Origin of the sequence: Aromatoleum toluclasticum ATCC 700605 (assembly GCF_000378245.1) — a bacterium.
GTDB classification, from domain to species: Bacteria; Pseudomonadota; Gammaproteobacteria; order Burkholderiales; family Rhodocyclaceae; genus Aromatoleum; species Aromatoleum toluclasticum.
The window spans coordinates 303,003-327,494 of record NZ_KB899496.1; the positions used below are offsets into that span (position 1 = coordinate 303,003).

General features: G+C 67.4%; 30 protein-coding genes. 12 read left to right on the forward strand and 18 right to left on the reverse strand.

Features of this window, described 5'->3' with window-relative positions; all coding sequences use genetic code 11:
- Window positions 1–21: 21 nt before the first annotated feature.
- The 14 genes from F464_RS0112650 to F464_RS29910 all read right to left on the reverse strand — a co-directional run bounded on the left by F464_RS0112650 (window position 22) and on the right by F464_RS29910 (window position 10,858).
- Window positions 22–2,241, reverse strand: coding sequence for an FAD-dependent oxidoreductase (locus F464_RS0112650; protein ID WP_018990191.1), 2,220 nt, complete (start codon window positions 2,239–2,241; stop codon window positions 22–24).
- A 13-nt stretch (window positions 2,242–2,254) separates the two neighbouring features.
- Window positions 2,255–3,451 (reverse strand): YeeE/YedE family protein, encoded by a 1,197-nt coding sequence (locus tag F464_RS28400; RefSeq protein WP_084600490.1) that lies wholly within the window; start codon window positions 3,449–3,451, stop codon window positions 2,255–2,257.
- Window positions 3,402–3,887, reverse strand: a complete 486-nt coding sequence (locus F464_RS0112660) for a DUF302 domain-containing protein (RefSeq protein ID WP_018990193.1) — start codon at window positions 3,885–3,887, stop codon at window positions 3,402–3,404. Before F464_RS0112660 ends, F464_RS28400 begins: the two co-directional genes overlap by 50 nt.
- Window positions 3,888–4,034: 147 nt before the next feature.
- The gene (locus tag F464_RS0112665) at window positions 4,035–4,742 is read right to left on the reverse strand and encodes a haloacid dehalogenase type II (RefSeq protein WP_018990194.1); all 708 of its coding nucleotides are present in this window, start codon (window positions 4,740–4,742) and stop codon (window positions 4,035–4,037) included.
- Between the two features lie 26 nt (window positions 4,743–4,768).
- Window positions 4,769–5,074 (reverse strand): carboxymuconolactone decarboxylase family protein, encoded by a 306-nt coding sequence (locus F464_RS0112670; RefSeq protein ID WP_157353735.1) that lies wholly within the window; start codon window positions 5,072–5,074, stop codon window positions 4,769–4,771.
- 172 nt (window positions 5,075–5,246) lie between these two features.
- Window positions 5,247–5,822, reverse strand: a complete 576-nt coding sequence (locus F464_RS0112675) for a carboxymuconolactone decarboxylase family protein (RefSeq protein WP_018990196.1) — start codon at window positions 5,820–5,822, stop codon at window positions 5,247–5,249.
- A 57-nt stretch (window positions 5,823–5,879) separates the two neighbouring features.
- Window positions 5,880–6,494 carry a TetR/AcrR family transcriptional regulator gene (locus F464_RS0112680; protein ID WP_018990197.1) on the reverse strand — a complete coding sequence of 205 codons (615 nt, stop codon included), beginning with the start codon at window positions 6,492–6,494 and terminating at the stop codon, window positions 5,880–5,882.
- Between the two features lie 3 nt (window positions 6,495–6,497).
- On the reverse strand, window positions 6,498–7,292 hold the full coding sequence (locus F464_RS0112685; protein WP_018990198.1) for a YiiX/YebB-like N1pC/P60 family cysteine hydrolase: 795 nt from the start codon (window positions 7,290–7,292) through the stop codon (window positions 6,498–6,500).
- Window positions 7,293–7,310: 18 nt separating this feature from the next.
- A complete protein-coding gene (locus F464_RS0112690; protein WP_018990199.1) occupies window positions 7,311–7,502 on the reverse strand; it encodes an anti-sigma factor family protein in 192 nt (63 codons plus the stop codon).
- Entirely contained in the window at window positions 7,499–8,113 is a 615-nt protein-coding gene (locus F464_RS0112695; protein ID WP_018990200.1) for a sigma-70 family RNA polymerase sigma factor, read from the reverse strand. Before F464_RS0112695 ends, F464_RS0112690 begins: the two co-directional genes overlap by 4 nt.
- Window positions 8,110–8,349, reverse strand: coding sequence for a nitrate/nitrite transporter NrtS (gene nrtS / locus F464_RS0112700; RefSeq protein ID WP_018990201.1), 240 nt, complete (start codon window positions 8,347–8,349; stop codon window positions 8,110–8,112). Before nrtS ends, F464_RS0112695 begins: the two co-directional genes overlap by 4 nt.
- Window positions 8,346–9,287 carry an HD-GYP domain-containing protein gene (locus F464_RS0112705; RefSeq protein ID WP_018990202.1) on the reverse strand — a complete coding sequence of 314 codons (942 nt, stop codon included), beginning with the start codon at window positions 9,285–9,287 and terminating at the stop codon, window positions 8,346–8,348. Before F464_RS0112705 ends, nrtS begins: the two co-directional genes overlap by 4 nt.
- A 63-nt stretch (window positions 9,288–9,350) precedes the next feature.
- A complete protein-coding gene (locus tag F464_RS0112710; RefSeq protein WP_018990203.1) occupies window positions 9,351–10,145 on the reverse strand; it encodes a DUF6969 family protein in 795 nt (264 codons plus the stop codon).
- A complete protein-coding gene (locus F464_RS29910; protein WP_018990204.1) occupies window positions 10,142–10,858 on the reverse strand; it encodes a cytochrome c peroxidase in 717 nt (238 codons plus the stop codon). The genes F464_RS0112710 and F464_RS29910 overlap by 4 nt, the downstream gene beginning before the upstream one ends.
- 221 nt (window positions 10,859–11,079) lie before the next feature.
- Here F464_RS29910 and F464_RS0112720 point away from each other — a divergent pair, with 221 nt between their 5' ends.
- From F464_RS0112720 to F464_RS29915, 4 genes are all read left to right on the forward strand, one after another.
- The gene (locus F464_RS0112720; protein WP_018990205.1) at window positions 11,080–12,021 is read left to right on the forward strand and encodes a DUF3179 domain-containing protein; all 942 of its coding nucleotides are present in this window, start codon (window positions 11,080–11,082) and stop codon (window positions 12,019–12,021) included.
- Window positions 12,022–12,120: 99 nt separating this feature from the next.
- Window positions 12,121–12,378 carry a mercury resistance system transport protein MerF gene (gene merF, locus F464_RS0112725; protein WP_018990206.1) on the forward strand — a complete coding sequence of 86 codons (258 nt, stop codon included), beginning with the start codon at window positions 12,121–12,123 and terminating at the stop codon, window positions 12,376–12,378.
- A gap of 75 nt (window positions 12,379–12,453) precedes the next feature.
- Complete coding sequence (locus tag F464_RS28415; RefSeq protein WP_018990207.1) at window positions 12,454–13,083, forward strand: carboxymuconolactone decarboxylase family protein; 630 nt, start codon at window positions 12,454–12,456, stop codon at window positions 13,081–13,083.
- A 120-nt stretch (window positions 13,084–13,203) separates the two neighbouring features.
- Window positions 13,204–14,157: a hypothetical protein gene (locus F464_RS29915; protein ID WP_051092284.1), complete on the forward strand. Its 954-nt coding sequence runs from the start codon at window positions 13,204–13,206 to the stop codon at window positions 14,155–14,157.
- Window positions 14,158–14,183: 26 nt separating this feature from the next.
- Here F464_RS29915 and F464_RS28425 read toward each other — a convergent pair whose 3' ends face one another.
- The 3 genes from F464_RS28425 to merR all read right to left on the reverse strand — a co-directional run bounded on the left by F464_RS28425 (window position 14,184) and on the right by merR (window position 16,340).
- Entirely contained in the window at window positions 14,184–15,446 is a 1,263-nt protein-coding gene (locus F464_RS28425; protein ID WP_018990209.1) for a multiheme c-type cytochrome, read from the reverse strand.
- A 6-nt stretch (window positions 15,447–15,452) separates the two neighbouring features.
- A complete protein-coding gene (locus F464_RS30340; RefSeq protein ID WP_084600491.1) occupies window positions 15,453–15,740 on the reverse strand; it encodes a hypothetical protein in 288 nt (95 codons plus the stop codon).
- Between the two features lie 177 nt (window positions 15,741–15,917).
- Window positions 15,918–16,340, reverse strand: coding sequence for an Hg(II)-responsive transcriptional regulator (gene merR / locus F464_RS0112750; protein ID WP_018990211.1), 423 nt, complete (start codon window positions 16,338–16,340; stop codon window positions 15,918–15,920).
- Between the two features lie 47 nt (window positions 16,341–16,387).
- Here merR and merA point away from each other — a divergent pair, with 47 nt between their 5' ends.
- The 5 genes from merA to F464_RS0112780 all read left to right on the forward strand — a co-directional run bounded on the left by merA (window position 16,388) and on the right by F464_RS0112780 (window position 20,807).
- On the forward strand, window positions 16,388–17,842 hold the full coding sequence (merA, locus tag F464_RS28435; RefSeq protein ID WP_269744906.1) for a mercury(II) reductase: 1,455 nt from the start codon (window positions 16,388–16,390) through the stop codon (window positions 17,840–17,842).
- Between the two features lie 69 nt (window positions 17,843–17,911).
- Window positions 17,912–18,241, forward strand: coding sequence for a heavy-metal-associated domain-containing protein (locus F464_RS28440; protein WP_232428903.1), 330 nt, complete (start codon window positions 17,912–17,914; stop codon window positions 18,239–18,241).
- A complete protein-coding gene (locus tag F464_RS0112765; protein ID WP_018990214.1) occupies window positions 18,238–19,131 on the forward strand; it encodes a transporter in 894 nt (297 codons plus the stop codon). The genes F464_RS28440 and F464_RS0112765 overlap by 4 nt, the downstream gene beginning before the upstream one ends.
- Window positions 19,132–19,184: 53 nt before the next feature.
- Window positions 19,185–20,135 carry an NHL repeat-containing protein gene (locus tag F464_RS0112770; protein WP_232428905.1) on the forward strand — a complete coding sequence of 317 codons (951 nt, stop codon included), beginning with the start codon at window positions 19,185–19,187 and terminating at the stop codon, window positions 20,133–20,135.
- 243 nt (window positions 20,136–20,378) lie between these two features.
- Window positions 20,379–20,807 (forward strand): CzcE family metal-binding protein, encoded by a 429-nt coding sequence (locus F464_RS0112780; RefSeq protein ID WP_051092285.1) that lies wholly within the window; start codon window positions 20,379–20,381, stop codon window positions 20,805–20,807.
- A gap of 165 nt (window positions 20,808–20,972) precedes the next feature.
- Here F464_RS0112780 and F464_RS0112785 read toward each other — a convergent pair whose 3' ends face one another.
- On the reverse strand, window positions 20,973–21,794 hold the full coding sequence (locus F464_RS0112785) for an AraC family transcriptional regulator (RefSeq protein WP_018990218.1): 822 nt from the start codon (window positions 21,792–21,794) through the stop codon (window positions 20,973–20,975).
- Window positions 21,795–21,908: 114 nt separating this feature from the next.
- On the opposite strand from F464_RS0112785, the gene F464_RS0112790 reads away from it, so the two are divergent.
- The 3 genes from F464_RS0112790 (at window position 21,909) to arsS (ending at window position 24,453) form a co-directional block, all read left to right on the forward strand.
- Entirely contained in the window at window positions 21,909–22,457 is a 549-nt protein-coding gene (locus tag F464_RS0112790; RefSeq protein ID WP_018990219.1) for a carboxymuconolactone decarboxylase family protein, read from the forward strand.
- 38 nt (window positions 22,458–22,495) lie between these two features.
- Entirely contained in the window at window positions 22,496–23,323 is an 828-nt protein-coding gene (locus F464_RS0112795; protein WP_026295963.1) for a cysteine hydrolase, read from the forward strand.
- A gap of 131 nt (window positions 23,324–23,454) precedes the next feature.
- A complete protein-coding gene (arsS, locus tag F464_RS0112800; RefSeq protein ID WP_018990221.1) occupies window positions 23,455–24,453 on the forward strand; it encodes an arsenosugar biosynthesis radical SAM (seleno)protein ArsS in 999 nt (332 codons plus the stop codon).
- Window positions 24,454–24,492 lie beyond the last annotated feature (39 nt).

Below are 24,492 nucleotides of genomic sequence, written 5' to 3' on the forward strand. Positions count from 1 at the left end.
TGCGAAGCAAGGAAACCGCCCTCAGTCCGTGTGGGCCGCCATGCCGGCGCGTCGACGTTCTCGCGGCGTGACGGTGTGAGACATGCTCGATAGCGGACGGCCGCGCCGCCAGTCGTGGAAGCGCCTGACCCATGCCAGCAATTTCTGCGGCGCGTGGGCGCGCTTCCACTCGCCGGCGGCGTACTTGTTGGCCTCGGCGAGCGTCGGGTAGATGTGGATGGTGCCGAGGATCTTGTTGAGGCCCAGGCCGTGGCGCATCGCAATGACGTACTCGGCGATGAGGTCGCCGGCGTGCTCGCCGACGATCGTGACGCCGAGGATCCTGTCCTTGCCCGGCACGGTGAGCACCTTGACGAAGCCGTGCGCCTCGCCGTCGGCGATTGCGCGATCGAGCTCCTCGAGGGCGAAGCGCGTGACCTCGAAGGGGATGTTGCGCGCGCGGGCCTCCTGTTCGTTGAGGCCGACGCGGGCGACCTCGGGATCGACGAAGGTCGACCACGGCACGACCGAATAGTCGGCGCGGAATTTCCTGAACGGGGCGAACAGGGCGTTCACCGAGGCATACCAGGCCTGGTGCGCGGCCGTGTGCGTGAATTGATACGGGCCGGCAACGTCGCCCGCGGCGTAGATGTTGGGGTAGTTCGTCTGCATGAACTCGTTGACTTCGACGGTGTGCCCGGTCGGGATGCCGAGTTCTTCGAGCCCGTAGCCGGTGAGCTTTGCGGCACGGCCGACCGCGACGAGCAGCACGTCGAAGGGGATGCGGACTTCCTCGCCCTGGTGTTCGGCGACGAGCGTCTTCTCGCCGTTTTCGATGACGAAACGCCGGCTCTTGTGTCCGGTGCGCAGGTCGATTCCTTCCACGCGGAAGCGCTGCATGACGAGTTCGGACACCTCCAGGTCCTCGCGCGGCATGACGCGCTCGCCGCGCAGGACCATCGTCACGTTCGCGCCGAAGCGGGCGAAGGTCTGCGTCAGTTCGGCGCCGATCGGCCCGCCGCCGAGCACGAGGAGGCGCCGCGGCAGTTCGCGCAGGTTCCAGATCGTGTCCGAGGTGTAGTAGCCGACGTCCTCGATGCCGGGGATCGCGGGCACGGCGGGGCGTGCGCCGGTAGCGATGATGATGCTGCGGGTGGAGAGCCGCTGGTGCCCGCCGTCGTTGCGCGCGATCTCGACTTCCCACGGCGAGACGATCTTCGCCCGGCCTTCGATGACCTCGACGCCGAGGCCGGTGTAACGCTCGACCGAATCGTGCGGTTCGACGGTCTTGATGATGGCCTGCACGCGCTCCATCACGTCGGCGAAGTCGAATTCCGCCCTGGCTTCGCGGATGCCGAACTCCTTCGCGCGCCGGATGTGCGACAGCAGCTTCGCCGAGCGGATCAGCGCCTTCGACGGCACGCAGCCGGTATTGAGGCAGTCGCCGCCCATCTTGTGCTTCTCGATCAGGGTGACCTTCGCCTTCACCGCGGCGGCGATGTAGCTGCTGACGAGCCCCGCCGCGCCGGCGCCGATCACGACGAGGTTGCGGTCGAAATGGCCGGGGCGTTGCCAGCCAGCGTAGACCTTGCGCGCCTTGGCGGCGGCGACGAGCTTTCGGGCGATCAGCGGGAACACGCCCAGCAGCGCGAACGAGGCGAGCAGCCCTGGCGACAGGATGCCGGCGAGCGAGTCGATCTGCGCGAGGCGGGTGCCGGCGTTCACGTAGACGAGGGTGCCGGCGAGCATGCCGAGCTGGCTGACCCAGTAGAAGGTCCGGGTGCGGATCGGCGTCAGGCCCATCACGAGGTTGATGACGAAGAAGGGGAAGGCGGGAACGAGACGCAGCGTGAAGAGATAGAAGCCGCCATCCTTCTCCACCCCGGCGTTGATCGCCGCGAGCCGGTCGCCGAAGCGCGACTGCACGGACTCGCGCAGCACGAAGCGCGAGGCGAGGAAGGCGAGGGTGGCGCCGATCGTCGAGGCGAACGAGACGATCAGCGTTCCCCACGCCAGGCCGAAGATGGCGCCGGCGACGAGCGTCATGACCGCTGCGCCGGGCAGCGACAGGCCGGTGACGGCGACGTAGAGGACGAAGAAGCCGAGCGCCGCGGCGAGCGGCCGCGCCTCCCGCCAGGCCTCGATGGCGGCCTGCTGGCTCTTGAAGAAGTCGAGGTTGAGGTAACCGTCGAGATCGAACTGGAAGAACAGTGCGATCGCGAGGACGAGGGCGGCGGCAAGGACGAATCGGCCGGCTTTCATTGTGGAGCTCCTGTCATTGCAGACCGAAATGCGGGCGTAGTCTGGCACCCAGCCAAGTCCCGGGCAGCACTGCCGCAAACCACAGCCAGCCGTGTACGCTGGTCGACGCGACGCCCGAGAGCAATGCGCCGATCGTGCAGCCGAAGCCGATGCGTGCGCCATATCCCATGAGGAGGCCACCCAGTATCGCTGCGATCAGCGCACCTGGGCGCCGGTCGAAGCGCAGCGTCCAGCGCCCGGCGGCGAGCGCCGCGCCGGCCGCTCCGAGCACGAGCCCGATGTCCATCAGCGAGGTGACGTCGTCGAGCACGCCGCGGGCGAGGGCGGCCGACTGGAACGGTGCCTGCCAGAAGGCCGATGTCGCGGGATCCCAACCCAGGATCACGGCCGCCTTCGCGCCCCACAGCGCATAGGCCCAGGTGATGGTCCAGGGGTGGCCGGCGAGCACCAGGGTCGCGAGATTGAGGATGGCGAGGGCGAGCAGCGCCGGCCACGGGCTGTGCGCGCGAGCCGGCGCCCATGGCGCGGCGAGCCGTGGCCAGCCCGCGTGGCGTGGCCGCCCTAGCCACCACCACAGCGCGGCGATCGCGACGCTTTGCAGCAGTGCAGCCAGAGGCCAGCCGAGCCGCTCGCCGAGCACGACAGGGTCGGCCGCAGGCAGCGATTCCCACCAGTCCATGTGCAGGCTCGCAGCGAAGGAGCCGACGCAGAAGAAGACGATCACGACCAGCATGCGTCCGTTGCCGCCGCCGAGGCTGAACAGGGTGCCCGAGCCGCAGCCGCTGGCTAACTGCATGCCGATGCCGAAGAGGAGCGCGCCGGCTGCGACCTGCACCGCGACCGGCGCGGCGGCCGGCCCGAGCGCCTGGCCGAAGACCTCGCCGGCGGCGAGCACCGGGGCGAACGCGAGCGTCGTCAGGCCGAGCAGCGCGAGCGGCGCCCGCAGCGCGAGCGGGTCGCGGTCGACGATAAAGCGCCGCAGACTGCCGGTGAAGCCGAATTCGCTCGATAGCAGCGCTGCGCCGAGCAGCAGGCTCACCGCATACAGCGCGAGATGGCGTCCGCCTTGCGCGGCATAGGCCGCGACGCCGATCGCCGCGGCGAGCAGGAGCCAGGCGAGCGTCGCGGCCGGGTGCCGCATCCCGCGCGGCGAAGCGAGTTCACTGGCCCGCATCGCGGCCGATGGCTTCGAAGACCGGATCGAGCTCATGTGCTATCTCGTCGAGCCTGGGGCTGCCGTAAGGGCCGAACACGCTGCTCGGCGTGCGCCACGACAGCGTCGCCGTGCCGTCGGCGTTTTCGGTCACGTAGTAGCGTAGCGGCGCCTCGATGCCGGCCGGCACGCTCGCCTGGAGCATGCGCACCGCGTAGTCGTTGCGGAACACCATCACCACCGCGTTGCCGGGGATCTTCACGCCGCGCGTGGCGGCGCCGCGGCTCGCGCTGGCGACGGCGACGACCGCGAGGCCGTGCCTGTCGACCTCGTTCTGGAGTCGATCGAGCAGTTCCGGAAAGGAACGCGCGCTTGCGACGGTGCGCAAGCCGTCGGACGGCGCGGCCTGGGCGAGGGCGGGCAACTGTATTGCCAGGGCAGCGAGCATTGCCGCGATCGCGTGGCGCAGGGGGCGCGGACTGATCTTGTGCATGGGGTCTCCCGAAAACCGAAAGGCGGAACCGCGCCCGCTGCGTCCGGTTCCACCTGTTGCGGGCAGGCGGTCGGGGCTGGTGTTCGGGGCAGGGCAAGCGCGCATAAGGATTGGTCGCATGGCGACCGCTCATCCTTACAGATCCGGTCAGTCCGCTGCGGCTGGCCTTGCGAAACCGAGACACTCGGGCAGGAGAGAAAGATCGGCGATCTCGCCGTCCGGCGTCGCAGGGATGCGCTCCGGTTCCTGGCCGAAGCGGTTGCACCACAGCACGCGAAAGCCGAAAGACTTCGCCGAGAACGCGTCCCAGCCGTTCGACGACAGGAAGCAGATTTCTCCCGGTGCAGTGTCGAGGCGCGTTGACGCGAGCCGATACACCGAGGGATGCGGCTTGAACACGCGCACCTCCTCGACCGACAGCACGGCGTCGAAGTGTGCTTCGAGGCCGTTGTTGCGCACCACTGCCCACAGCATCGGCAGCGATCCGTTGGACAGGATCGCGAGTTTCATTCCCGCCGCTTTCAGCTCCCGCAGCGTTTCGGGCACTTCCGGATAGCATCGAAGGCGCAGATACAGGTCCATCAGCCGGTCGTGCAGGCCGGGCCGGTCGAGGCGCAAGGTGGCGAGCGCGAAATCGAGCGCGTCGCCGGTCACCTGCCAGAAGTCGGCGTAATGCTGACCCAGCCCCCGCAACCACGTGTATTGCAGTTGCTTCTGGCGCCAGAGGTCGGACAGGCGCTGCCAGTCGTCGCCGAGCTCGTCGCGTGCGCCTTGCGCCGCACTGTTGAAGTCGAACAGGGTGCCGTAGGCGTCGAAGACGCACGCCTCGATACCGGTCAGTCGTGTGGGCTGCATGTGTCACACCTCCTGGAAACGGGAATTCAGCGAGCGAAGTCGTTATCGACCCGCAGCCCCTCGAGCATCTTGTTGAAGCCGCTGAAGAGGTCCACTACGGCCATCAGCTCCACCAGCTCCCCGTCCGTGCTCCCCATCGCGCGCAGTGCCCCGGTATGCGCCTGCACGCAGTAGTCGCATCCATTGGTCGCCGACACGGCGACGGCGATCATTTCCTTGGTCTTGCGGTCGAGCAGCCCGGGCCCCATGATCGTCTTGACCCGCTGCCAGCTGGACTGCAGGTAGGCCGGGTTGTGCGCCATGACCTTGAAGAGGTTGGGCACGAAGGACATGCCGAAAGTTTTCCGGATGTCCTCATAAACTTCCCGTACGACGCCGACGGCGTCGCTTTCACTGACGTAAGCCACGGTTGCCATTCTTTTTGCCCTTGTGTCGATGTTCGAGGGGGGATCTGCCGGGCCGCCGGCCCTCGCGGCGGCCGGGGTGTCTTGCCGGAAGCTTCGTTCAGCGCGGGTCGGCCCAGCGGCGTTCGGCGAACTTCTCGTCGAGTTCGGTGTGGAACAGGTGGTTCGAGTAGTTGCTGAGCGTCTTGACAGCGATTGCGAGGACGATCTCCAGAATCTGGTGCTCCGTGTAGCCGGCAGAGAGGAAGGCATCCACCTCCGTGCGCCGGGGCAGGCCGCGGCTCGCCACCATGACGCGCGTGAATTCCGCCAGCGCCTGCAGCCGGGCGTCCGGCAGCGGACGGCCGTCGCGGATTGCGTCGGTCACCTCGACCGGCACGCCGGAGAACTTGTCGGCGATGAGGCTGTGTGCGCCCACGCAGTACTCGCAGCCGTTCTCGCGCGAGATCGCGAGGAAGACGACCTCCTGCTCGGCCGGCGTGAAGCCCGAATCGTTGCGGAAGGCGGCATAGCCGTCGAGGTAGGTGTTCAGCACGCCGGGCGAATGCACCATGTTGGCGTACATGTTGGGAATGAAGCCCACTTGCCGGAGGGCCTTGTCCAGCACCGCCTTCGCGCTACCTTCAGCCGTCGTGGGCGATTGGGGCGGTAGTGTCATCTTGTATTCGGCCAGCATCACGCTCTCCTTCTTCGGGTTAAATGGACCGTACGGTCCAAAAATGGCGCAAAAAAATCAATGAAGGGCGCCCATCGCGACCTCGACGACTTTTTCGAGCTCGTCGGCGGGCAGGCCCGCCTTGACCATCGTGCGCAGCCCCGCCATCGTCGTCAGCAGGTAGCGCGCGAGCACCTCGGGGTCGGCCTCGCGCGGGATCTCGCCGTGTTCCCGAGCCATCTCGATGGCCGTCCGGAACACGCCGGCGAAGTCGCGCGCGGCATCCGCGACGCACGCGGCGACGGCCGCGTCGCGCCCGGCGAACTCGGTCGCCGTGTTCATGATGAGGCAGCCGCGCCGCGGACCCGGCTCGCGGGCCTCGCGGGCGTTCGTGAGGAGCATTTCGCGCACGAAAGCCAGCGCAGAAGCCGCCGAGCGCAGCATTTCACGCATGCGCTCGACATGCCGCCCGCGAAAACGCACGAGGCAGGCCTCGAACAACTGCTGCTTGCTGCCGAACGCGTTGTAGAAGCTGCTCTTCGACAGCCCCATCGCCGCCAGCAGATCGGAAAGGGACGTTGCCTCGAAACCCCGCTGCCAGAACACGCCCATCGCGGCGTCGAGGGCGAGCTGAGGATCGAATTCGAGGGGGCGTCCGGTTTGCATGCCTGCATTCTGGACTGTACAGTCCATTTGTCAAGCTTCCTCCTCGATCCGTGCGTCGTCATGGGTAACCGGCTCGTCCTCCCACCGTAGCGAACGGTAGTCGAAGCCGCGCGCGAGGGTCGGTTTGACGACCGCAAAATAGGGCGAGACGTCGAAATCGCGGGGTGCGAAAAGGCTGTGATGGCGCACGTGGAGGATCTCCTCGATACAGTCCGCGCACATCGCGTCACGGCTCGGCCCTTGCGTCACGACCGGCAGGATCGGGTAGCGCACCGACTGGAATGCCTGCGCGATCAGGGTCGAGCAGATCGCGCGGGTCGGGTCGCCGCTGCCGAGCGCGAGCATCCGCCGCCGGAAACGCTGTGGCACCGGCGGCGTCGGCAGCAGGTAACGGGCGAGGTCGAAGACATTGCGCAAGTCGTATTGATAGCCGATGCGCTCGATCGCGTAGGTGACAACCCTGCGGCAGTCCTCGTCCGTCAGCCCGCTCGGGCGGCAGATGCGGCTGTGCAGACCGGCGAACTCCTCGATGCCGACGCTGCGCACGCCCCCCACGATGTCGGCTTCGACGAAGCAATGGCCGTCAGGCGCACGGCCTTGCAGCGCGTCACCGACGTACAGCGCGGCGTGCGACCACGTCGATTGCGTCAGGTACTTGATTGCCGTGCTGATGCGCGAATGCCCCTCGATCAGCAGCACGTCGCCCGGCCGGAGGCAGGCCAGCAGAATCCCGGCCGGGGTCGGTTGCGAGAGGGTGTGGACGTGGGCCGGGCGCGTCAGCGCACGTCCGAGCCAGCGGCCCACCCGGTTGAAGAGGAATCCCATTGCGCCGGGCCAGGTGGCTCAGCGTTCGTCGCCAGCGCCGCCTTCGCGCAGGCGGCGTGCGGTTTTGCGCAGGAATTCGAGGTGCTTGCCGTAGTTTGCGCAACCGCTGCATGCCATCGTGTGCAGCATCAGCGAGAGGCGCTCGCGCAGCGTCAAGGCACGCTCCTGACTTTCGGAAATGAGGCGGGTTACCTCCCTGCAGTTCATCATGTGACGGACTCCCCCTGAAACCAGCGGTTTTCGAGACATTCCCGCAAGCCGAGACGGGCCCGGTGCAGGATCACCCAGCAGTTGCGGTCGGTGATGCCGAGCCGGCGGCAGATCTCGCCGGTCTCCAGATCGAGGAATTCCCGCATCATGTAAACACGGGCGATGCGGTCGGGCAGGTGGTCGAGGCAGGCCTCGAAGACTGCCCAGAATTCCCGCTGCGAGAACGAGGCCTCCGGGTCCGACCACGTGGCCGGGCGATCCTCGGGATTCCAGAAACCGCGTTTGTCGAAGAGGGCGTCGAAGTCCTGGAGCTCCCCGTCGTCGCCGGTGCTCTGGACGAGATCCGAGCCGCAGATCTCGTGCGACGAGGCGCGGATGTGATCGACGATCTTGTTGCGCAGGATCGCGAACATCCAGGTCTTCAGCGCCGACCGCCCGGCGAAGTCCTTCCCGCCGGCCATCGCTGCGATAAGTGCTTCCTGCACCATGTCTTCCGCCGCCCCGGCATCACGCAGCTGCAGCCGCGCGAAACGCAGCATGTCGCGGCGGATCGCGACGATGGACGGATCGTCCCACAGAATTCCCGTCGGCCGGGCTTCGCTCTGGTTCATCGCGTATTCTCCCTGCATCTTCGAGTGGCATCGAGTGCGGCACTGTAGCTCGACACGCAATACGGAACCAGAAAATTCAGCAGGCCGCGGGCCCAGTCGATCGGACCGTTGTCAAGCAGGGCCCCTCCCTGGTTGACCAGATTCAGGACCACGCCGACCACCAGCGACACCTTCAGTGCGGCACCGGCGATCTCGCGCCGGCAGGCCGTGCGCAGCAAGGTGACGAGACGCGTCATGCCGGACAGCCCTGCGGTACGCTTTCGAGCAGATCCTGCAGCGAGACGCGGCCGGCGGCAGACTGCACGACGCGAGCGATGAGCGCGATGTCGGCGGCCGGCTCCAGCGCACGCGCGTCGCCCTTGCGTCCGGTCGACGCGACCCCGAGCGCTCCGGCGGCCGTCGCCGTGATGCGGTACTCGCCGCCGCAGGAGCGGCAATGCACGACGTCGCCCGGTGCGCTCGCGCGCGTGAGTACCAGCGTCGGCCCGCACATCGCGCAGGTTTGCAGCGGAATGCCGTCGTCGCTGTGGCCGACGATGTGCGCGAGCACCCCGCTGTCGGCGAGTACAAGAAAGTGGGTGCCGAGTTCGGAGTCGAACTGCGTGTCCAGATGTGCGCCGACGATGTCGAGCGCGGTCTCGATGGGCATGCCGACGCGGTAGGGGCGGGTGCTCGTCATCGCGTCGAAGGCATCGCAGATCGCCACCAGGCGGGCGTCGAGGGGGATCTCGTCACCCGGCAGGCCGCGCGGGTAGCCGCGGCCGTCGGGGCGCTCGTGGTGCGATTCGACCGTCGGCAGCACCAGGCCGGCGAGCGGATGCGCGGCGAGCAACCGTGCGCCGATCTCGGGATGTGTGCGGATCGTGGCGTACTCGTCGGCGTCGAGACTGGCGGGTTTCCTCAGGATCGCATCGGGAATGCCGATCTTGCCCAGGTCGTGCAGGAAACCGCCTATCGTCACGCGCGCCACGTCCGCAGGGCCAAGGCCGGCCTGCTCCGCGAGCAACTCGGCATAGCGCGAGACGCGCCACAGATGCCCGCCGGTATAGGGGTCGCGCGCCTCGACGATCCACGCGATCACCAGCAGGCTGGCAAGCAGATCGTGATCGCGGCCGCCGCCGGGCGTGCGGGGCGGCGGCGCGATCCATCGCTCCAATGCGTTACGGATGTTCATTGTGGTCTCCTCCCCGATTCGTCGCGCGGGGATGGGACAACCTTACGGCGGGGCGATGAATTCTCACGTTCCGTCGCTCAGCGCCGCGACCAGTTGCTCGACCGATACCGGCAGGTAGCCGGTGATCTCGAGCGCACGATCCTCGAAGACATCCTCGTCCGGGCGCGAGCGCAGACGGGCTGAGATGACCGCGTCGCGATGCCGCAAGAGGCCTTCGATCCACGGCCGGTAGAGCCGCAGCATCGCGCCCAGCCAGCGGTTTGCCGGCCACGACGGCCAGGCATGGTCGATCTCGAACCGCCCGAGCATGCGGATGACGTCCTCGGCCGGATACCAGCTCTCGCCCGTGACCCAGCGGTTGGTCGCAAACAGGCCGATCGGCTCGCCCCAGGCATCCATCGAGATCGCGACGAGATGGCTGATCGCGTCATCGCCGGCGGGCCAGGGCTCGCTCGCCGCCCGGAACGCGAACGGCGCCACATCTGCCGGCATGCCGCCCGCGCGCAAGAAGGTATGGAAGTGGCCATGCTCCGCCTCGCCGCGATGGGCGTGGTAGTAGTACTGCGCGTGCGTGTCGGCGTCGAACACGTCGTCCTGCGGGTAGTGCTCCATCTCGACGAATTCGCCCTGATCGCGCAGCACCTCGCCGACGATGTTGAGGCCGACCTTCGCCAGCACGCGCCGGCAGTCCAGCGCCTCCCGGCCGGCGTCGAGCAGTCCGCGCCGGGTCGGCAGGTCGAGCTCGCGGATGGCCGGCAGGTAGTGCGACAGCAGCGGTGGTGCAGCCGGGCCGGCGAGCTCCGCCCCGTCCGCGGACGGGGCGGGCACCGGCCTGGAAGCGGTGTCAACAGCGATCATTTTGCCGCGCAGGGATTCCTGGCTGCGCAGGGGTTTTTCGCGGCGCAAGGATTTTTCGCGGCGCACGGGTTTTTCGCCGCGCACGGGTTCTTCTTCATGTGCTCCTTGTAGCCCTTCTGCTGTTCTTCCGTGTAGGCGACCAGGGCTGCGAGGTCCCTGGACTTCCAGTCGAGCGGCTTGCCGGCCATCGGCGTCGCGATGCACAACTGCACCATCTCGTCGAGATGAATCTGTTTCATGCCGGCCGTGTTCACGGCCATCTCGACCTTGTGCGGATAGGGCTGGGCGAAGCTCGCCTTGTAGGCGGCGTAATCCGTGTGGCAGGTCGCACACGAGGTGTTGTTCGTCGACAGGCTCTTGTCGGAAAAGAGCTTCTGGCCGGCGGCGACGAGCTCGGCGCGGTCACCCTTGTAGGGCTTGTAGCCCGCGGGACGCTGCAGGGCCTTCGCCGCGCAGGGATTCTTCGCGGCGCAGGGATTCTTCGCGGCGCAGGGATTCTTCGCGGCGCAGGGATTCTTCGCGGCGCAGGGATTCTTCGCGGCGCAGGGATTGGCCGCGCAGGGATTCGCGGCGCGCGTCGCCTGACTTCCCGCTGCGCAAGGGTTGCCGGCTGCGAAAGCCGCCAGCGGCAGGCCGAGGGCTGCGCTGATCAGGCCGGCGGAAACCCTCGCGGCAACAGTACGACCGGTACGACACGTTTTGGCGTGGTTCATGGAAACGTCCCTCCATCATCAGGTGGTTTTTTATGCACGACAAACCGTCCGCCGATGCGGATGGTTCTGTGCATTGGTCGTGTCTGGCGGTGAATCCTTACAGCTCGGATACTTTTTTTGCGCTTCCCCTGCGGCGGGCAGCCGATCCGATGTAAGGGCAGGGGTTCCATAACGACCAACAAGGAGGATAAGGACTTCCGGCGAACGGAACGGGGGCATTGATGAAGTACACGCATGTCCGGCACTTCGCCGTCGCGCTGATCACCCTGGTGGTGTCGGCGTCCGGAGGGGCGGTCGAACGCAACGGCTTCCGCCTCGACGGGGCCGCCGTCCCGGTCGACGAGATCCTTCCGGGCGGCCCGCCGCGCGACGGCATCCCCGCAATCGACCACCCGCGCTTCGTGCCCGCGGCGCAGGCGCGCCACGTCAAACCCGGGGACCGCGTGCTTGGCGTCGTGCGCGGAGCGATTTCGCGCGCCTATCCGATCGCGATCCTCAACTGGCACGAGGTCGTCAACGACCGCTTCGGCGACGAGGCGGTTGTCGTCACCTTCTGCCCGCTGTGCGGCACCGGCATGGCGTTTGCGGCACGCATTGCGGGGCGGGATCTGTCGTTCGGCGTCTCGGGGCTGCTCTACAACAGCGACGTGTTGCTCTACGACCGGCAGACCGAGTCGCTGTGGTCGCAGATCATGGCGCAGGCCGTCGTTGGACCGCTGCGCGGGCAGCGCCTTGTCTTCCTCGCCACCGCACACACGACCTGGGCCGAGTGGCGCGCGCGCCATCCCGCGACCGAAGTCCTGTCCGCCGACACCGGCTACGGCCGCGACTATGCGCGCGACCCCTATGCTGGTTACCGCGAGAGCCCGGATCTGCTGTTCCCCGTCGCGACGCAGGACAGGCGCCTGCATCCGAAGGAGCAGGTGATCGGCCTGACACTTGGTGGCGAGCATAAAGCCTACCCGTTTTCGGCCCTTGCGCGGGCCGGCCGGCGCGTCGTCGAGGACCGCGTCGGCGGCCAGGCGATCCGCATCGAGTTCGATGCCGAGGCGCGCACCGGGCGGGTGCTCGACGCCGACGGGCGCGAACTGCCCAGCGTGACCGCGTTCTGGTTCGCGTGGCTCGCCTTTCATCCGCAAACGGCGCTCTACGAGGGCAAATGAAGGCCGCGTCGCGTTTCGCATCGCTTGACCCTGCAGTTGACTACGGAAGTACGCTGGCTATCGCATGAAGATCATCGAGGACGAGAGGAGCTCCAAACCATGAAGACCCGCAACTTGCTGCGAACGGGCATTGCCGGATCGGCGGTCGCGGCCGTGTGCTGCGCCACGCCGGTGCTCGTGATCCTGCTGGGGGCCGTGGGGCTCTCCGCATGGGTCGGCTGGCTCGATTACGTGTTGATGCCGGCGCTGATTGCCTTCGTCGGCCTCACGCTCTACGCGCTGCGGCGGCAGTGGATGGAAAACGCCTGTTGCGAGCCTGAAACCGAACCCGGGCCGGACTGGAAAAAGGGGGCTTGAAATGAATGAGTGCGCAGCGCGCGTGCCTTGCCCCGTGTGGCATCCTGTAGTTCCCATTCGACCGGTGCCCCGACCATGAACCCCGGCTCACGCATCCCGACCGACCCCCGGCACCGTTTTTCCTGGTACGCGCGCCTGGTGTTCGCCAATCAGCGCCGCCGCTACGGGTGCGAGCTCGAACCGGCACGCCTGTGGGCGCGCACGCCGAAGGTCTTCGCTGCGCTGTCGCTGCTCTACGGGGCGCTCGACCGGCGCCGCTCGCCCATCGAGCCCGCGCTGCGTTCGCTCGTCACGGTGCGGGTGTCACAGATCAACTGGTGCGCGTTCTGCGTGGATATAAACTCGGCCACATGCCTCAAACGCGGCGTGAGCGATGCGCAACTGGCCGAGCTCGCCGGGTTCGAGCAGTCGGCCCATTTCGACGCGCGCCAGAAGGCGGCGCTTGCCTATGCCGAGGCGATGACGCGCACCGATGCCGGTGTTGACGACGCGCTCATGGCGCGCTTGAGGTCCCATTTCAATGATGACGCGATCATCGAGCTGACGGCGCTCGTCGCCTTCCAGAACATGTCGAGCAAGTTCAACGCGGCGCTTGCGGTGGCACCGCAAGGCTTCTGTCGCACGGGCGAGGGGCGCCCCGGCGCGGCCGAGTCCAAACTGCGCGTGGATTCGACTGTTGCAGGCGGTGGCTCGTCCGACCGCTAGCCCTGCGGCAAGCTCGGGACAGGTTTGTCGAAGGGCCTGGCTGGGCTTCGACAGGCTCGGCCCGAACGGTATTGAGTTTCCCGATTGATAGGGCCGATAGCATCGAACGAGGAAGCAGCCTTGAGCACTTTGCCGCCCCAGCCCCTGCTGCACCGGGCTCCGTTCGCCCGCCGGCATCCGCGACTCTTCCGGGTGTGGGTCAGCGCCTTGATCGGCGCCTGGGCGGTGATCTTCGCCTTCACCCTGCGCCTGATCAATGCGCTAGATTTCGGACCCATAGGGTTGCCCGCGACGGTGGCGATGCGCTTTGCGGTCGAAACCGCGGTGTTCACCGCGCTCGTGTATGGAGCTCTCCGCAGCCTGCCCCTGGGCCTCAAGCCCGGCCTGCGCGCGACCACCGCGCTGGGCCTGTGGGTGGCCCTCGTCGTGCTGGGCGATTGCCTGTCGCGCCTCGAGTACGGCGTGCTCGACACGATGCTGGCCACGCTGCGCGAGGCGATGGGGCCGGCCGGTGTCGTCCTCGCGATGCTCGCCTACATGCTGGCGCTGGCGCTGCCCTTCATTCCCGGCGTCGAGATCGGCCTGGTGATCATCATGTTGTTCGGCGCTTCCGGGGCGATGGCGGTCTACGCTGCCACGATTGCCGGCCTTGGCCTCGCCTTCGCCGCGGGCCGCCTGATCCCGGCGCGCATTTTCGTGCGCCTGCTGGAGCGCGTCGGCGTCGCCGTCCCCGACGAGCCCCTCGACGCGGCGATGCGCCGCCTGGTGGCCGGCGGGAATGCCGGAGGGGGCCTATGGAGGCGGGTGGGCGCGCGGCTTCTGGCCTATCGCTACCTGAGCCTTGCGGTCGCCTTCAACCTGCCGGGTAATTCGGTGCTCGGCGGTGGCGGTGGCATCGCCCTGCTGTGCGGGGCGAGCCGGCAGTTCGCATGGCACTGGTTCGTGCTCACGGTGGCGGTGGCGAGCGCGCCGGTGCCGCTGCTCGTGGTCGCTGGCGCGCTCGACGTCCGTGATCTCGTAAGCCTGCACGACTTCGTCGGGAATGCGATCGGACGCCTCGCGGCCGGGTGGTGACCACGCCGCTGAAGGCGTAATCACGATCATCCGTCCTTCGACAAGTTCAGCTCCCGACGCGACTCGTACAGCACGTAGCCGGAGCCTTCGGCCTGCCGCAGCGCCGCGCTTAATGCCTCGCGCCCCTTGCTGAAGTCCGGGTCGCGCAGGGTCGCGCGGTAGAACTCGGCATAGAAGGCATCGGGCTCGACCCGGATGCGCGCGACGAGGGTGGCCGCGTTGGGTGCAAGCGGACGGTCGTAAGCGTAGCGGCGGACTTCGTCGGGCAGGATGCGGGTGTCCGAACGCTCCTCGGAAAGGTCCAGGCTCACGTCGCGGGCGATGAGATGACGCTCGACCGTCTCCGCGAGCAGGGCGCCGTCTTCGCCGGCCTGGCCGATCTCGACGATGACCTGCGGGGTCACGTAGGTCGGAAAGGCATGGCCGACGCCGCGGCTGGCTATCGTGAGCGCGGCCGTGACCCCGCCGGCGGCAATCGAAGGCGCCGCAAACTCGATGGCCAGCCCGGATCGCACCATTTCCGGGTCGTGAATGCCGCGCCACAGGTGGCGCCGGTCGGGCATGTGACACGACTGACAGCTCTGGTTGTCACGGCCGTAGCGGCTCGCCCGCCATTCCTCGTAGGTGTTCTCCAGCAGCTTGCCGTTCAGGGTGAAACCGCCGGGCTCGAACTGGTGGCAGGCGGCGCAGAAGCGCGAATCCTCGAACGCGGCGGAAACCTGCCAGCCGGCGTGCGGCAGTGCGCTCCCGGCTGCCGGTGAGCTGCCGTCACGGCGCGCCGGACCGAAACGTTGATTTTGCCGCACGTGGCAGCCGGCACAGGTAAGGCCGTGGGTGAAGGCAGCGCCGTCCGCCCGCGCCGAGACGGCTCCGGGCGCGGCCAGGGTTTGCTGCAGGTCGGCTTGCTGCTCGGCGAGCGGGGCATGGCAACGCAGACACGCCTGATGGTCGTCGACGGCGCCGGCGTCCATCTCCTGCAACTGGCCCACCAGCCCCGGACCCATCGCCTTGCTGTGCAGCGCCGTCTGCCAGTCCTCGAACTGCTGCGCGTGGCACTGGCCGCAGGCGGCCGGAGCGAGGGAGGCCTCCTGCGGACCGAATCCGGCGGGAGGCGCGCCCTGGGGCGCGAGCGGACGCGCCCAGTGCCGTTTCAGAAACGACTCATGATCGGCCGGCGCCGTGGCGGGCGAGGAGGGCAGGGGGGGCGATCGGGGGTCGGGGCCGCAGGCGGCCAGCGTCAAGGTCAATGCCGTTACGATCCACTTGACGACCCCGTTCCCGCTCGCCATGGCCACTTATTTCTTGGCCGCGCAGGGGTTGGCGGCTTTCGCCGCGCACGGATTCGTGGCCGCACACGGGTTGGCGGCCTTTGCGGCGCAGGGGTTGGCGGCCTTTGCGGCGCAGGGGTTGGCCGCCTTGTCCTTCATCTTGGCTGCGCAGGGATTCTTCGCCGCGCACGGATTCATCGTCTTTGCTGCGCACGGGTTGGCCGCGCTATCGGCGGCAGCCACGGGCAATGCCAGCGCGGCCGCGGCAAGGGCAGCCAGCCCGAACGTCAGGGTCTTGCGGGATAGGGTTTTCATGAGAAATCCTTTTGTCGAGTGAGTTGATGTGAAGGCCTTGCCAGCGGGGCGCAGCACACGCGCCCTCGTAGCTTGGTCGAACCACGACACGGATTCCTTACAACGAAGTGCACCGGCGCAAGGGAACGCCTCGCCGGCCCGTGCCTCCGGGCGCTGCATGCGGCGGACCGGGCGGATTCATGACGGGTCGGCGCGGCCGTCGTGCAAGGCCGCGATCAACGGGCAGGAAACCTTACCCCGATGTGCGTCGCATTCGCTCACCAGCGCCGACAGCGCCGCTTCCATGCGCAGCAGATCCGCGAGCCGTGCGCGCACGTCGGCAAGCCGCAGCGAGGCCAGTTCCGCGGCCTCGCTGCAATGGGTGCCGTCCTCCAGCTTCAGCAGCTGGCCGATATCGTACAGGCTGAATCCCAGGCGCTGCGCCGCCTTCACGAACCTGACCCGCCCCACGTCGGCTCGCGGATAGCGGCGGATTCCGCCGTAGGGTCGATCCGGTTTGGGTACCAGGCCCTTGAGCTGGTAGAAGCGGATCGTCTCCACATTCACCCCGGCTGCCTTGGCGAAGGCGCCGATGGTCAGGTTTTCCGTAAGGTTCTCCATCGGGCTTGTTTCCGTAGTCAACTACGGAGTTAACCTTACTGCATCAGATCAAGAAGCGTAAGGAGAGCCTCATGTCAGGGCCCCGGAAGCACTGCGACTGCGAACATCCGCTGCACGTGGCCGTGATCGGCAGCGGCGGGGCCGCGATGGCGGCGGCGCTCAAAGCCGTCGAGCAGGGCGCGCGCGTCACTTTGATCGAGCGTGGCACCATCGGCGGCACTTGCGTCAATATCGGCTGCGTGCCTTCGAAGATCATGATCCGCGCCGCGCACATCGCCCACCTTCGTCGCGAGAGCCCTTTCGACGCGGGCATCGGCACCGCATCGCCGGCGATCCTGCGCGAGCGGCTGCTGGCCCAGCAGCAGCGGCGCGTCGATGAGCTGCGCGATGCCAAGTACGAGAAGATCCTGGCCGGCAATCCGGCGATCACGGTGCTGCACGGAGCGGCGCGCTTCAGGGACGGGCACTGCCTCATCGTGCGTCTGAACGAAGGCGGTGAACGCGTGGTGAACTTCGACCGCTGCCTGATCGCCACTGGCGCGAGTCCGGCGATTCCGCCGATTCCGGGCTTGAACGAGACGCCGTACTGGACCTCGACGGAAGCGCTCGCGAGCGACACGATACCCAAGCGCCTCGTCGTCATCGGTTCGTCGGTGGTGGCCGTCGAGCTCGCGCAGGCCTTCGCGCGCTTCGGCGCAAAAGTCACGATCCTTGCGCGCAATACGCTGCTCTTCGGCGAGGATCCCGCCATCGGCGAAGCACTCGCCGCCGCCTTCCGCAGCGAGGGCATCGAGGTGCTGGAGTATACGCAGGCGAGCCGCATCGATTTCCGGAACCGCGAATTCGTGCTCGCCACCGGTCCGGGCTGGCTCATCGCCGACAAGCTGCTGGTCGCCACCGGGCGCCGTCCGAACACGCGCGGCCTGAACTGCGAGGCAGCCGGCGTGGCGCTGAACCCGCAGGACGCAATCGTCATCGACGCGGGCATGCGCACGAGCGCGCCGCACATCTATGCTGCCGGCGACTGCACCGACCAGCCGCAGTTCGTGTACGTCGCCGCGGCCGCCGGCACCCGCGCGGCGGTCAACATGACTGGCGGCGAGGCGCGGCTCGACCTGAGCGCCATGCCGGCCGTGGTGTTCACCGACCCGCAGGTCGCCACGGTCGGGCTGTCCGAAGCCGAAGCGCGCGCGCAGGGGATGGTGACGGACAGCCGCTCGCTCGCGCTCGACAATGTGCCGCGCGCGCTCGCCAACTTCGACACGCGCGGCTTCATCAAGCTCGTGATCGAGGCGGGTTCGCGCCGGCTGATCGGCGTGCAGGCGGTCGCGCCGGAAGCAGGCGAGCTGATCCAGACGGCGGTGCTGGCGATCCGCGCCGGGATGACCGTGGAGGGACTGGCCGACCAGCTGTTCCCCTACCTGACGATGGTCGAAGGGCTCAAGCTCGCCGCTCAGACTTTCCGCAAGGACGTGAAGCAGTTGTCCTGCTGCGCGGGTTAGCGCAAGGAGGGATACGCTGTGCCAGAGGCACGCGCATATCGCTTACCCGAACTCATGAGGAGATCCATCGTGAAACGGATAGTGCAAATCATGGTCCTCGTCGTCGGCCTGATGGTGGGGACGGCGACCGCAGTAGCCGCGCCGCAGACCTACAAGCTGCGTGTCGACGGACTGTCCTGCCCGTTCTGCGCCTACGGGATCGAAAAGAAGCTGGGCGCACTCCAGGGCGTCGGGCGCATCGAGGTCGACATCGCCAGCGGCACCGTCGCGGTCACGATGGCGGAAGGTGCGACGCTGGACGAGGCCGCGGCCAGAAAGGCGGTGAAGGACGCCGGCTTCAGCCTGCGCAGCCTGGAACCGGCGCCGGCTGCTCCGCAGGGCACGGGACAGGCGAAATGAAGCCCGCGCTCAAGAGCGTTCTGGCCGTCCTGTGCCTGTCGGCCGCAAACGCCTGGAGTGCGCCGATCACCTTCAACACGGCGCTGCCGGTGCATGAGGGCGGCTGGGTGCTGCGCGAGCAGCTCGTCTTCATGAAGGCTGGCGGCGATCCCACGCCTGCCCGGCGCGACATGGAGGCGACCGGGCTGGTGTCGGTGCTCGGCTATGGCGTGACCCCAGACTTCGCGCTGTTCGGCATGCTGCCCTGGTTCGACAAACTCCTGGACATGCGCATGGGCGGTCAGCACCTCACCCGGCGCAAAGCCGGCGTCGGCGATCTGACCGTGCTGGGCCGCTACACCGTCTATCAGCGCGACGTGCCGGGGCGCACGCTGCGCATCGCGCCGTTCCTGGGCGTGAAGGCGCCCACCGGCGAGGATGACGCGCGCGACCGCCTGGGCCGCCTGCCGCCCGCGGTGCAAGCCGGATCCGGTTCGTGGGATGTGCTCGGCGGCGCCGTGCTCACCTGGCAGACCCTGGAGTTCGAGATCGACAGTCAGGTGAGCTACAAGGTCAACCGGGAAGCCAGGAGCTTTGAGGCCGGCAACGTCGCCGCCCTCGACGCGTCGCTCCAGTACCGCCTGTTGCCGCGCAGCCTGGGGGCCGGCGTCCCGGCGTTTCTCTATGGCGTGCTCGAAGCGAGTCTCGTGCATGCGGCCCGGGATCGCGTGGGGGGCGCCGACGACCCGAACTCGGGCGGAACGATACTGTTCCTCACGCCCGGCCTGCAGTACGTGACCCGGAAGTGGATCGTCGAGGCCGGAGTCCAGCTTCCCGTCATCCAGCATCTTCATGGCACGGCGCTCGAGAGCGATTACGTCCTCACCGTCGGCTTTCGCATGAACTTCTGAGGCAACGAATGCAGCTTCGATCCATCGCAAAGTGGGGGCGGAACCTCATTCTCGTGCTGGCCGCCCTGGTCGCCGCGGGCTGGCTGGCATTCGTGCCCGGCGCCAGCGAACCGCCCTATATGTTCGTCGCCGCGTGGGGCGAAAAGGGCAGCGCACCGGGCCAGTTCGACGATCCGACCGGGATCGCGGTGGTGGGCGACGAGGTGTTCGTCGCCGACTCGCGCAACGGCCGCATCCAGGTCTTCGACTTCGACGGCCGGCTCAAGCGGCTATTCGGCACGCCCGGGAGCGGCCCCGGCCAGCTCGGCCGCCCCATGAACCTGAAGGCGTACGACGGGCGCCTTTACGTCGCCGAGTACTTCAACGACCGCATCCAGGTTTTCGGCCTCGACGGCCGCTCGCAGCGAATCATCGGCGGGCCGGGGAACGGGCCGGGCCAATTCAGTGCGCCCGGCGGCGTGGCGGTGGCGCCGAACGGCGACCTGCTGGTGGCCGACTTCTATAACCAGCGCGTCCAGCGGCTCGGCGCGGACGGCACTCCGGTGCGCCAGTGGGGGGAAACGGGCAAGATTGGTATCCGGGCGAGCGCGTTCAACTATCCCACCGATGTCGCGGTCGGCCCCGACGGCACGCTCTTTGTCGCCGACGGCTACAACGACCGTATCCAGGTCTTCGCTCCCGACGGTGCATTGCTGCGCAAGTGGGGCGGCCCGTTCGCGATCAACATCTTCGGCCCGTTCAACGGCTGGTTCGCCACGGTGACCAACGTGACGCTCGACGGGCAGGGCCATGTGTTCGCCGCCGACTTCTACAATCATCGCATCCAGAAATTCGCCGCGGACGGCACGTTTCTGACGGCCTTGGGCGCCAAAGGGCGCGGCCCGGGGCAGTTCAATCACGCCATTGCCGCCGCCGTGGCCGATGACGGCACCGTCTTCGCTGTCGATTTCGGCAACAACCGCGTCCAGAAGTGGCGCCGGACTAGGCCTGTGCGCGGAGGCTGACGGCCATGAGCGCGATGGCACGGGTTTCGTCGGTCCGTTCAGGAACCTGTCCGGCGCGGGCAAGCTCGGGAGGACAGGCAATGTCCACGACCGCCCGAGCGATCGACGTCGAGGACCGCGCGAATGCGCCCCTGATGCCTTGCGAATACGCGGCGGACGTGACGGTGTAAGGGCGGACTTCGCACATGCGACTAAATCCTTGAGTGGCAAGCATGTCGCTCGATCGGACTCAAGGAGACAGCCATGACAAGCAGGACAGGAGCACTTGTGCGCGCTCGCGCAAACCACGGACCGGCCCGCATCGTAATCGCGGCCCTGATACTGGCCGCAGCGGCGGGCGCCTCGGCGCACACCGACTATTCGGAGTACGGCTCGGCGCACTGGCTCGAACACGTGCGGGCATCGTCCAGACAGCCCACCGAACGGCAGCTCGCGCCCTACGGTCATGCCGCACCCGCAGCCGCTCCGGGCAGGGTGATCGTGGTCGGCAAGGAGACACGCCATCTGAATGTCGAGCGGCTCGAGACGGTCGCTATCCGGACCGGCGACCAGACCGTCAACTGGACCTTCGATGCCTTTCCGCAGCGCAGTTTCCCGCTCTCGAAGATCATTCCCGGCACCGACGGCGTGACGGTTTACGTCGCCGAGAGCCCGCTTTACAGCGGACGCTGATGTCGGCCGTTGATTCACCCGCTCGCCCTGAACCCTTCGACAAGCTCTCGAGAAACAGCCTCCAGATCTCCGGACTCAAAGGACCGTTGGGGATGAACCCTTCGACCGGCTCAGGGCGAACGGAGGCTGTTTCTCCAACTCCTTGCCCGACAAGCCCGAGCGTCGTCAGCGCTCCCGCCTGGCCCAGGCCATCGGCGAGACCCCGAGCCGGGTCGAAAAGGCGCGTGAAAGCGCCGTGGCGCTCCCGTAGCCGACTTCCTCGGCAACGATCTTGACCGGCTTGCCCTTGCGCAGGAGGGTTTGCGCGAGCCCGATGCGCCAGTCGGTCAGGTAGTCGAGCGGAGTTTGTCCCACCGCTTCCCTGAAGTTCACTGCAAAACGGGCGCGCGACATGCCGGCATGCCCGGCGAGTTCCTCCAGTGACCACTTTCGCGCCGGCTCGTCGTGCATCGCCTGGATGGCGCGCGCGAGCCGGGCATCGGCCAGGCCCGCGAACAGGCCGGTCGGCATCAGGCGGTGTTCGATGGTATGACGCAATACGTGCACCAGCACCACTTCGCACAGACGGTCGACGATCGCCTGCCGACCGGAGCGCTGCTCGAACGCTTCGTCGAGCAGCAGGGCGAGCGTGCTCGCGAGCGCGGGCAGGTCGGCAAGGCGGATCACCAGCAAAGGGGGGAGGGCGCGCGCCAGGGGATTGCCCAGGCCGCCCCCGAACTCGACCGACGCGCAGACGACGTCCGCCCCCGTCTGGCGGTGGGTGCGCAGGCGGTGGCCGGCCGGGCGGGGATAGAACAGGAGGCTGGGTTCGTCGATGTCGATGAGGCGGCGATCCGCGCCCTGCACCTGAAGCGGCCCGCGCCGCACGACGTGCAGGTGCCCGGCTTCGTCGGTCGCCTCGAAGGTCGTCACGCCGCACAGCGTGCCGGAATAGAAGACGCGCGCACTCAGCGCAAAGCGGTCGAGCAGGGGCGACAGGCGGTCCATGAGGTGCGATACGTAAAGTCGTTAAAACGATACTTGGCGAATCCTTGAGTATCGTTCGGTCGCTCATTCTATGCACCGTGCACTTCCGCACGCAATGCATGAACGGAGATGACCATGACTACGCCCACGCCCACGATCCATCCCTTGAAGATTTCCGACGCCGACGAAGCGACCGCGGCGACGCTCAACGCGGTCAAAGCCAAGCTGGGCGGCGTGCCCAACCTCATCGCGACGCTCGCCAATTCCCCGGCGGTGCTGCAAGGCTATCTGCAGCTCTCCGAGACGCTCGGTGCCGGGCAGCTTACGTCACGCCAGCGCGAAATCGTTGCGCTGGCGACCGCCCAGGAAAACGTCTGCGGGTATTGCCTGAGCGCACACAGTCTTCTCGGCAAGGCTATCGGGCTGAGCGAGGACGAGATCCGACTGGCGCGCTCCGGCACGGCAAGCACCCCGCAGGAGGCGGCGATCGCGTCCTTTGCCCGTCAGCTCGTGAAGACGCGGGGGCGCGTCGATTCCGGTGCGGTGGCGCAGGCACGGGAGCCGGGGCTGTCGGATGCGGTGATCCTCGAAATCATCGCCAACGTCGCACTGAGCGTGCTGACCAATTACACGAACCACGTGGCGGGGACGGTGATCGATTTCCCGGTCGTGGAAGTCGCCTGAACGCACACGTGAAACCAGTCAACCTGAAGGATCTCGACATGAAGAACGATAACCATGAATCCGTTACGGGCCGCCGCGACATGCTGAAGGGCGTGGTAGGGGCTGCCGCAGTGGGCCTGGCGGCGGCGCTGTCGCCGACGGCGCATGCGCAGGTGAAGGGCGGATCGCCGTACGCCGACCCGGAGAAGAGCGCCCTGCCGCCAAGCGACATGGAATTGGTGAAGGGCCGCACGGCCTTGCTGGTGGTCGATCCGCAGAACGACTTCCTCAGCGAGAAGGGGGTTGCGTGGGGCGTGGTGGGCGAGTCGGTGCGCGAGCAGGGAACGGTCGCGAACATCGAGCGTCTGTTCAAGGCCGCCAAGGCCGCCGACATTCCGGTCGTGATCTCGCCGCATTACTACTATCCGGGCGACAAGGGCTGGAAGTTCGAGGGCGCGCTCGAGAAGGTGATGCACAAAATCAAGATGTTCGACCGCACGGGGCCATTGAGTCTCACGGGTTTCGAGGGTTCGGGCGCGGACTGGCTGGAGCGGTTCAAGCCCTACATCAACGACGGCAAGACGGTCGTCGCGTCGCCCCACAAGGTGTATGGGCCGCAGAACAACGACGTCGTGCTGCAACTGCGCAAGCAGCGGATCGACCAGGTCATCCTGGCCGGCATGTCGGCCAACCTGTGCATCGAGAGCCATCTGCGGGAACTGCTGGAGACGGGCTTCGAGGTTGCGGTGGTGAAGGATGCGACCGCGGGCGCGAAGATTCCCGACGGGGACGGTTACCTCGCGGCCCTGACCAACTTCCGGATGATCGCGAACGCGGTGTGGTCGGCCGACGAGGCGACACGCCGTATGGCGGTCATCGCGGGCTGAGGTGGCTGACGGCCGCGGCACCCTGGGCGCCGCGGTCGTCCCGCGAAGAAGTTCGGAGCAGTTGTAAGGATTGGCGCGCTGATCCGACTATTTTCCTATCAACGACACCACGACCGCGACAGGAGCACCTGATGCACCCAACGTTTCCGCTGCTCGCCGCAACCGACTTTCCCCGCATCCGGCGGGGGACGATCGAGACGCTGCAGGTGAATCTCGGTTATCGCTGCAACCAGAGCTGCGTGCATTGCCACGTCAATGCCGGACCGACCCGTAGCGAGGAAATGTCGGTCGACAACGCGAATGCGGTGCTCGATTTTATCGCCGCGAGCCCTTCGGTGACGACGCTCGACCTGACCGGCGGCGCGCCGGAGATGAACGCGAACTTCCAGCGCCTGGTGAAGGCGGCGCGCGCCCGCGGCCTGCGGGTGATCGACCGCTGCAACCTGACGATCCTGGAGGAGCCCGGATACGAGGATCTGGCGCAATTCCTCGCCAAACAGGGGGTGGAGATCGTCGCCTCGCTGCCGTGCTACCTGGAAGACAACGTCGACCGGCAGCGCGGCAAGGGCGTGTTCGGGGCGAGCATCCGCACGCTGAAGAAGCTCAATGCGCTGGGTTACGGCGCTTCCGGCAGCAACCTGCAACTCAACCTGGTGTACAACCCGCAAGGCCCGGTGCTGCCGCCCCCGCAGGAGGCGCTGGAGGGGGCGTATCGCGAGCATCTCGGCGAAACGTTCGGCATCGTCTTCAACCAGCTCTTCACCCTCGCGAACATGCCGATCAAGCGCTTCGGCAGCCTGCTCGTCTCGAAGGGGCAGTTCCACGACTACATGCGCACCCTGCGTGACGCGCACCGCTCGGAGAACCTCACCGCGGTGATGTGCCGCAGCCTCGTCAGCGTCGATTGGCAGGGCTATCTCTATGACTGCGACTTCAACCAGCAGCTCGGCATGCCGATCGCCGGCGACGCCCACTCCCGGCTGCATCTGCGCGACGCGACCGCCGCGACGCTCGCCGGCGGCGTGATCCGCGTCGCCGACCACTGCTACGGCTGCACGGCCGGCCAGGGATCGAGTTGTGGCGGCGCGCTGGGCGACGACCATCCCGCAACTTCACGCTGCGCAGCCTGACGGGCGAGCCGCCGCGGATCCGACGCTCAATCCAGAGGA

Coding starts and splice junctions, on each gene's coding strand:
- F464_RS0112650 (WP_018990191.1), bottom strand. CDS start 2,241: ATGAAAGCCGGCCGATTCGTCCTTGCCGCCGCCCTCGTCCTCGCGATC.
- F464_RS28400 (WP_084600490.1), bottom strand. CDS start 3,451: ATGAGCTCGATCCGGTCTTCGAAGCCATCGGCCGCGATGCGGGCCAGT.
- F464_RS0112660 (WP_018990193.1), bottom strand. CDS start 3,887: ATGCACAAGATCAGTCCGCGCCCCCTGCGCCACGCGATCGCGGCAATG.
- F464_RS0112665 (WP_018990194.1), bottom strand. CDS start 4,742: ATGCAGCCCACACGACTGACCGGTATCGAGGCGTGCGTCTTCGACGCC.
- F464_RS0112670 (WP_157353735.1), bottom strand. CDS start 5,074: ATGTCCTTCGTGCCCAACCTCTTCAAGGTCATGGCGCACAACCCGGCC.
- F464_RS0112675 (WP_018990196.1), bottom strand. CDS start 5,822: ATGCTGGCCGAATACAAGATGACACTACCGCCCCAATCGCCCACGACG.
- F464_RS0112680 (WP_018990197.1), bottom strand. CDS start 6,494: ATGGACTGTACAGTCCAGAATGCAGGCATGCAAACCGGACGCCCCCTC.
- F464_RS0112685 (WP_018990198.1), bottom strand. CDS start 7,292: ATGGGATTCCTCTTCAACCGGGTGGGCCGCTGGCTCGGACGTGCGCTG.
- F464_RS0112690 (WP_018990199.1), bottom strand. CDS start 7,502: ATGATGAACTGCAGGGAGGTAACCCGCCTCATTTCCGAAAGTCAGGAG.
- F464_RS0112695 (WP_018990200.1), bottom strand. CDS start 8,113: ATGAACCAGAGCGAAGCCCGGCCGACGGGAATTCTGTGGGACGATCCG.
- nrtS (WP_018990201.1), bottom strand. CDS start 8,349: ATGACGCGTCTCGTCACCTTGCTGCGCACGGCCTGCCGGCGCGAGATC.
- F464_RS0112705 (WP_018990202.1), bottom strand. CDS start 9,287: ATGAACATCCGTAACGCATTGGAGCGATGGATCGCGCCGCCGCCCCGC.
- F464_RS0112710 (WP_018990203.1), bottom strand. CDS start 10,145: ATGATCGCTGTTGACACCGCTTCCAGGCCGGTGCCCGCCCCGTCCGCG.
- F464_RS29910 (WP_018990204.1), bottom strand. CDS start 10,858: ATGAACCACGCCAAAACGTGTCGTACCGGTCGTACTGTTGCCGCGAGG.
- F464_RS0112720 (WP_018990205.1), top strand. CDS start 11,080: ATGAAGTACACGCATGTCCGGCACTTCGCCGTCGCGCTGATCACCCTG.
- merF (WP_018990206.1), top strand. CDS start 12,121: ATGAAGACCCGCAACTTGCTGCGAACGGGCATTGCCGGATCGGCGGTC.
- F464_RS28415 (WP_018990207.1), top strand. CDS start 12,454: ATGAACCCCGGCTCACGCATCCCGACCGACCCCCGGCACCGTTTTTCC.
- F464_RS28425 (WP_018990209.1), bottom strand. CDS start 15,446: ATGGCGAGCGGGAACGGGGTCGTCAAGTGGATCGTAACGGCATTGACC.
- F464_RS30340 (WP_084600491.1), bottom strand. CDS start 15,740: ATGAAAACCCTATCCCGCAAGACCCTGACGTTCGGGCTGGCTGCCCTT.
- merR (WP_018990211.1), bottom strand. CDS start 16,340: ATGGAGAACCTTACGGAAAACCTGACCATCGGCGCCTTCGCCAAGGCA.
- F464_RS0112765 (WP_018990214.1), top strand. CDS start 18,238: ATGAAGCCCGCGCTCAAGAGCGTTCTGGCCGTCCTGTGCCTGTCGGCC.
- F464_RS0112780 (WP_051092285.1), top strand. CDS start 20,379: ATGACAAGCAGGACAGGAGCACTTGTGCGCGCTCGCGCAAACCACGGA.
- F464_RS0112785 (WP_018990218.1), bottom strand. CDS start 21,794: ATGGACCGCCTGTCGCCCCTGCTCGACCGCTTTGCGCTGAGTGCGCGC.
- F464_RS0112790 (WP_018990219.1), top strand. CDS start 21,909: ATGACTACGCCCACGCCCACGATCCATCCCTTGAAGATTTCCGACGCC.
- F464_RS0112795 (WP_026295963.1), top strand. CDS start 22,496: ATGAAGAACGATAACCATGAATCCGTTACGGGCCGCCGCGACATGCTG.
- arsS (WP_018990221.1), top strand. CDS start 23,455: ATGCACCCAACGTTTCCGCTGCTCGCCGCAACCGACTTTCCCCGCATC.